Source organism: uncultured Pseudoflavonifractor sp., from assembly GCF_944387275.1.
Lineage (GTDB): Bacteria > Bacillota > Clostridia > Oscillospirales > Oscillospiraceae > Pseudoflavonifractor > Pseudoflavonifractor intestinihominis.
Map to the genome: position 1 here is coordinate 71,250 of NZ_CALXEG010000007.1, position 6,912 is coordinate 78,161.

The 6,912-nt window shown below is 64.5% G+C and carries 4 protein-coding genes; 3 read left to right on the top strand and 1 reads right to left on the bottom strand.

All coding sequences use genetic code 11. The features are described from left to right. The first annotated feature begins 85 nt into the window (after nt 1-85). A complete protein-coding gene (gene clpB / locus Q0K23_RS03315; RefSeq protein ID WP_294517833.1) occupies nt 86-2,716 on the top strand; it encodes an ATP-dependent chaperone ClpB in 2,631 nt (876 codons plus the stop codon). A gap of 47 nt (nt 2,717-2,763) precedes the next feature. Here clpB and Q0K23_RS03320 read toward each other — a convergent pair whose 3' ends face one another. Further along, the gene (locus Q0K23_RS03320) at nt 2,764-3,912 is read right to left on the bottom strand and encodes a VanZ family protein (protein ID WP_294517835.1); all 1,149 of its coding nucleotides are present in this window, start codon (nt 3,910-3,912) and stop codon (nt 2,764-2,766) included. Between the two features lie 233 nt (nt 3,913-4,145). On the opposite strand from Q0K23_RS03320, the gene Q0K23_RS03325 reads away from it, so the two are divergent. Beyond that, complete coding sequence (locus Q0K23_RS03325) at nt 4,146-5,423, top strand: helix-turn-helix domain-containing protein (RefSeq protein ID WP_294517837.1); 1,278 nt, start codon at nt 4,146-4,148, stop codon at nt 5,421-5,423. 440 nt (nt 5,424-5,863) lie between these two features. Further along, on the top strand, nt 5,864-6,912 hold a 1,049-nt coding region (locus tag Q0K23_RS03330), incomplete at its 3' end, for a TrpB-like pyridoxal phosphate-dependent enzyme (RefSeq protein ID WP_294517840.1).

The following is a 6,912-nucleotide window of genomic DNA, read 5'->3' on the forward strand; positions in this document are numbered from 1 at the left end:
AGTAGATTAGTGGCGGGATGCGGGCGCATCGCTCCGCCGCCCATTCAGAATCCGTTTTACACCCTGAGAGGATGTGACTTTCCATATGAACGCCAACAAATATACCCAGAAATCCCTGGAGGCCATCCAGGAGGCCCAGGCCATCGCCACTGAGTACAGCAACCAGCAGATCGAGCAGGCCCACCTGATGCTGGCCCTGCTGGAGACCGAAAACGGCCTGATCCCCCAGCTGCTGACCAAGATGGGACTGACCGTCCCCTCCTTTGCCGCGGCTGTGAAGAACGAGGTCCAGAAGCTGCCCCGTGTGTCCGGCTCCGGCCGGGAGCAGGGCAAGATCTATGTGGCCCAGGACGTGGACAAGACCCTGAACGCCGCCGAGTCGGTGGCCGAGTCCATGAAGGACGAGTACGTCTCCGTGGAGCACCTGCTGCTGGCCCTGGTGGAGTGCGCCAACAGCAGCCTGAAGCACCTCTTCCAGACCTACCGCATCACCCGCGAGGGCATCCTGCAGGCCCTCTCCTCCATCCGGGGCAACCAGCGGGTCACCAGCGACAACCCGGAGGAGACCTATGACGCCCTGAAAAAATACGGCTCCGACCTGGTGGAGCGGGCCCGCCAGAACAAGCTGGACCCGGTCATCGGCCGTGACGACGAGATCCGAAACGTGATCCGTATCCTCAGCCGTAAGACCAAGAACAACCCTGTCCTCATCGGCGAGCCCGGCGTGGGCAAGACCGCCATCGCCGAGGGCCTGGCCCAGCGGATCGTCAAGGGCGATGTGCCCGGCTCCCTGAAGGACAAGACCATCTTCGCCCTGGACATGGGCGCCCTCATCGCCGGCGCCAAGTACCGGGGCGAGTTTGAGGAGCGGCTGAAGGCCGTCCTCAACGAGGTGAAGAAGAGCGAGGGCAAGATCATCCTCTTCATCGATGAGCTGCACACCATTGTGGGCGCGGGCAAGACCGAGGGCGCCATGGACGCCGGCAACCTGCTCAAGCCCCTGCTGGCCCGGGGCGAGCTCCACTGCATCGGCGCCACCACCCTCAACGAGTACCGCCAGTACATTGAGAAGGACGCCGCCCTGGAGCGCCGGTTCCAGCCCGTCATGGTCAACGAGCCCAGCGTGGAGGACACCATCGCCATCCTCCGCGGCCTGAAGGAGCGGTACGAGGTGTACCACGGCGTGAAGATCACCGACAGCGCCATCATCGCCGCCGCCACCCTGTCCAACCGCTACATCACCGACCGGTTCCTGCCCGACAAGGCCATCGACCTCATCGACGAGGCCTGCGCCATGATCCGCACCGAGATCGACTCCATGCCCACTGAGCTGGATGTGGTCCAGCGGAAGATCATCCAGCACGAGATCGAGGAGGCCGCCCTGAAGAAGGAGACCGACAAGATCTCCCAGGAGCACCTGGCCGAGATCCAGAAGGAACTCTCCGACATGCGGGAGGAATTCAAGGCCAAGAAGGCCCAGTGGGAGAACGAGAAGAACGCCATCGGCAAGGTCCAGAAGCTCCGCGAGGAGTTGGAGCAGGCCAACGCCCAGCTGGAGAAGGCCCAGCGGTCCTACGACCTGAACAAGGCCGCCGAGCTGCAGTACGGCCGCATCCCCGAGCTGCGCAAGCAGCTGGAGGCCGAGGAGGCCCTGGCCCAGCAGGGCAAGGAGAACTCCCTCCTGCGGGACAAGGTCACCGAGGAGGAGATCGCCCGCATCATCGAGCGCTGGACCGGCATCCCCGTGGCCAAGCTGATGGAGGGCGAGCGGGAGAAGCTGCTCCACCTGGAGGACATCCTCCACAAGCGGGTCATCGGCCAGGACGAGGCCGTCCGCCTGGTGTCCGAGGCCATCCTGCGCAGCCGCGCCGGCATCGCCGACCCCAACAAGCCCATCGGCTCCTTCCTGTTCCTGGGCCCCACCGGCGTGGGCAAGACCGAGCTGGCCAAGACCCTGGCCGAGGCCCTGTTCGACAGCGAGAAGAACATGGTGCGTATCGATATGAGCGAGTACATGGAGAAGTTCTCGGTCTCCCGGCTCATCGGCGCGCCTCCGGGATATGTGGGCTATGAGGAGGGCGGCCAGCTGACCGAGGCCGTCCGCCGCCACCCCTACTCCGTGGTCCTCTTCGACGAGGTGGAGAAGGCCCACCCCGACGTGTTCAACGTGCTCCTCCAGGTGCTGGACGACGGTCGGATCACCGACAGCCAGGGCCGCACCGTGGACTTCAAGAACACCATCATCATCCTCACCTCCAACCTGGGCAGCCAGTTCCTGCTGGACGGCATCGACGCCAACGGCGAGATCAGCCAGACCGCCCGGGACCAGGTCAACGACCTGCTGAAGCGGTCCTTCCGGCCCGAGTTCCTCAACCGGCTGGACGAGATCGTGTTCTACAAGCCCCTGACCAAGGCCAACATCACCCACATCATCGACCTGCTGGTGGCCGATCTGAACCACCGTCTGGCCGACAAGCAGCTCACTGTGGAGCTGACCCAGGCCGCCAAGGACTTCGTCATCGACAGCTCCTACGACCCCGTGTACGGCGCCCGTCCCCTGCGCCGCTTCGTGCAGCACACGGTGGAGACCCTCATCAGCCGCAAGATCATTGCCGACCAGGTGGCCCCCGGCGACACCCTCACCGTGGACTGCAAGGACGGCCAGCTCACCGTGGACGCCCATCAGGTGCTCACCGGCGAGGTTGTAACCGAATAACAGACCGCAACGGCGGCAGCGCATTTCTCATGCGCTGCCGCCGTTTTTTATGTCCCGGAGGACTGCTCCTCCTCCGGCACCGTGCTCACAAGGCGGGTCTTGGACCAGCGCTCATAAAACGCCGGCCTGCCGCCCATCACCTGGGTCAGGGCCAGGAACAGGAACGCCACATACCCCGCCACCACGGCGCCGCCCAGCATCAGCCCCGCCAGCTCCGGCACCAGCCCCCAGGCCTCCAGCCGGTCCAGCAGCCACCGGAGCACCGGGAGACTCCAGCGGACCCCGGCCAGCAGGAACCCATAGCGGAGCAGATACTGGTACCGCCTGGGCGGCTGTCCCGCCGCTGTGACCAGCTTCATCCTGGTCAGACGGTGCCCCACTGTGCTCCCGCCCAGCAGCAGGGGGCAGAGGGCGAAATAGGCCAGGCAGAACAGCTCCGCCGCCGGTTCGGGCAGCCGGACCTGCCAGTGGAATGCTGTGGATACCAGATTGGCCAGCACCACAGCCACCGCCAGGACGATGCCGTCATACAGCAGGGCCACCAGCCGCCGCAGGAAGGACACCCGCCGCCCCCGGGCAAAGCTGGCCCGGTCCATCCTCTCCCGGGTGGGCAATATTTTGGCCGCCAGCCCAGCCAGCAGATACCCGATCATGCTGCCGCAGGTGTTGACCATCAGGTCGTCCACGTCAAAGATGCGGTAGCTGCCCGGGTAGATGAAGTAGAGCCCGGTGAGCTGCGTCAGCTCAAAGAACAGGGACAGCAGCGCCGAGAGCACCAGCGTCTTCTTCCAGCCGCAGCGGAAGTAGTACCGCAGGTACATGCCGAAGGGCATGGTCATCAGGAGATTGAAGGCCGTGGTCAGGAAGGCCCCGCAGGTGAACAGAGATGCCCAGGTCTCCGGCCGGTTCCAGACAACGTGGGAGGTGCGGAGGATGTCCCCCACAAAGGCAAAGGGGATCAGCTGGGCCTTGTGTCCGTGAAGCGCGGACGCCGCCTCGCCGCTGGGCAGGGGCAGGATCACCAGGCAGTACACGCACAGCAGGTAGAGCACAAAGGAGTACACCACCAGGATGCGCACGCTGAGCACGGAGCCGTACTTGTGGTAGTTGAACGCGATGTAGGGGACGGTGAACAGCACCGCCAGAATGGGGAACAGAATGGCCGCCTGCCGGATGGCCTCCAGATAGCTGCTCATGGGGCTTACCTTCTCTCTTTTCTTCGTTGGCACCCAGTCTATCAGAAAAGATTCAAGGAATTCTTAAGAAGGACATTATTTTTTCTTTTTTCGCCCTTCCCTCCCTTTTTCAAACCCGCAAAGCCTTGGAAACACCGGGATTCTACCGCTGGTTTACCTCCTCCCACCACAAAGCGGTTGCCAAATCTCCCCCGCTCGGCTATGCTGGAGACAGAAAGAAGGAGGTGCCACATATGGACAGTATCCGAACCGGCAGCTTTATCGCCTCCCTCCGCCGGGAGAAAGGCATGACCCAGAAAGAGCTGGCCTCTCTGCTGGGCGTCAGCGACAAGGCCGTCAGCAAATGGGAGCGGGGCGAGAGCTACCCCGAGGTCACTCTGTTCCCCGCCCTGGGGGCCGTCCTGGGCGTCACCGTCGACGAGCTGATGGCCGGCGAGCGACAGCCCCAGACCCCCACGGAGGCTCCCGAGCCCATCCGCGTCCCTGAGCAGTCCCTCTATCCGCTCCTGATGGACAACGTCCGGGAGAAGGCCGCCCGCAGCGCCCTGCTGGCCTGGCTGCTGGCGGTGCTGGCCTTTGTGGTCAAGTACGCCTTCTCCGGCAACAGCCTCAGCGAGGGTGTCCTCTTCCCCTGGCTGGCCCCCGGGGCCGCCGCCCTGCTGGGCATCGCGGGCGCGGTGCTCCTCTTCCTGGCCTCCGGGCAGTTCTCCGCCTCCCGGCGGCAGTACCGCGCCATGTCCGGCCTCACTGACAGCCGCACCCTCTCCCCCTATCTCCTGCTCTTCGCCCTCACCGCGCTGTTCCTGCTGTCCAGCCTGACGTTGGACGCCATGGCGGGCAGCAGCGTGCTCAACTCCAAGGGTGAAAACCTGATGGTCCTCAAATCCAGCACCATCAACCTCTCCATCGTAGCCGTCTGCGTGCTCTCCGCCGCCAACCTGGCCATCCGCCGTTGGGGCGACCGGCGGCCCGACCGTCCGGACAATCTGGAGATGGCCGTCACCCTGCTGACCACCCTTGTGACTGTGGCTGCCGCCCTCCTGCTGATCCGCTTCCTGTGGGACGCGGTGGAGCAGGGGCTTTACCAGCGGCCGCCCCTGCCCGACCTGGGCGAGGACACCCCTCAGTTTGGAAGCTATGACTACCTCAAGTATCTGGTGTCCGGCCTCCAGTACGGCCTGCCCGGCGTGGCCCCCACCCTCTTCGGCGGCATCGGGGTCTGCGTCCTGCTCAACCTGTTCTGGATGATCCGGCGGCGGGACCTGCGCAGCGCGGTGTGCGGTCTGGCCAACCTGGCTATCCCCGGCCTGGTGCTGGGCTGCTTCGACTTCTGGTTCAGGCTGGCCCCCTTCTATGGTGTATGGGACGCAGCCTGGAATCCCACCGGGTCCACCACCCTCCTCTTTGTGGTGGTCATCGGCCTGTTCGACCTGCTCCTGGCCGCCGCCCTCACCATCCGGCATCTGGCCGGCGCGGCGGTGCCGGTCCGGCAGCATACCGACGACAACTGACATGCGTACGGGCGGGCGGAAAATTTCTCCGCCCGCCCTGCAATTTTATACTTGACATTTGTCTGATTTTATGCTTATAATTTAGCAAGTCAAATCGATAAACCGATGACGAAGAGAAGTAGCCCGGAGGGAAAGCCTCCCAGAGAGCCGCGGACGGTGGGAGCGCGGCAGGCGGACGCCGGGTGAATGGACTTCCGAGGGCACAGCGAACGGGCCGCGGCCTCAGTAGCGCGACGGGGACTCCACCCGTTATCAGGGGAGCCTGCGTTTTGGGACGCGGGAAAGTGAGCGGGCATACGGCGCACCGTATGTCAATCCGGGTGGTACCGCAGAGGTCTTCGGCCTTTGTCCCAGAGAACAGAAGTTCTGGGACGAGGGTCTTTTTTGTTGCCTTCTTCCAGAACAGCCCCAGCAAAAAACACTGAGAAGGAGCGATTACCATGACTAAGATCCCCCACAAGTTGTACCTCACCGAAGACCAGATGCCTCAGAAATGGTTCAATCTGCGCTCTGTCATGAAGGACCAGCCCGACCCCATGCTCCACCCCGACACCCTCCAGCCGGTGACCGAGGCCGACCTGGCCCCCATCTTCTGCGCCGAGCTGGCCCAGCAGGAGCTGGACTGCACCCACGAGTTCATCGACATCCCCGAGCCGGTGCTGGACATCTACAAGATGTACCGCCCCTCCCCCATCATCCGGGCCTACGACCTGGAGAAGGCCCTGGGCACCCCCGCCAGGATCTACTACAAGTACGAGGGCAACAACACCTCCGGCTCCCACAAGCTCAACTCCGCCGTGCCCCAGGCCTACTACGCCAAGCAGCAGGGCCTGTCCGGCGTCACCACTGAGACCGGAGCCGGCCAGTGGGGCACCGCCCTCAGCGTGGCCTGCGCCTACTTCAACCTGTCCTGCGACGTGTATATGGTCAAGTGCTCCTACGAGCAGAAGCCCTTCCGCAAGGCCATGATGAACGTGTTCGGCGCCTCGGTGGTGCCCTCCCCCTCCATGACCACCGAGGTGGGCCGGAAGATCCTGGCTGAGAACCCGGGCACCACCGGCTCCCTGGGCTGCGCCATCTCCGAGGCGGTGGAGGCCGCCGTCACCGGCGGCGACAAGCGGTACGTTCTGGGCAGCGTGCTCAACCAGGTGCTCCTCCACCAGTCCATCATCGGCCTGGAGAGCAAGCTGGCCCTGGAGCAGCTGGGCGAGTACCCCGACATCGTGGTGGGCTGCGCCGGCGGCGGCTCCAACCTGGGCGGCCTCATCGCCCCCTTCATGGCCGACAAAATCCGGGGCGTAAAGAACCCCCGCATCGTGGCGGTGGAGCCCGCCTCCTGTCCCTCCTTCACCCGGGGCAAGTACGCCTACGACTTCTGCGACACCGGCAAGGTCACACCCCTGGCCCGGATGTACACCCTGGGCAGCGGCTTCATCCCCGCCCCCAACCACGCCGGCGGCCTGCGCTACCACGGCATGAGCCCCATCCT

What these genes read in the sequence shown, in the direction of transcription:
- Q0K23_RS03325 (WP_294517837.1), top strand. Translation starts at nt 4,146, where the DNA reads ATGGACAGTATCCGAACCGGCAGCTTTATCGCCTCCCTCCGCCGGGAG.
- clpB (WP_294517833.1), top strand. Translation starts at nt 86, where the DNA reads ATGAACGCCAACAAATATACCCAGAAATCCCTGGAGGCCATCCAGGAG.
- Q0K23_RS03320 (WP_294517835.1), bottom strand. Translation starts at nt 3,912, where the DNA reads ATGAGCAGCTATCTGGAGGCCATCCGGCAGGCGGCCATTCTGTTCCCC.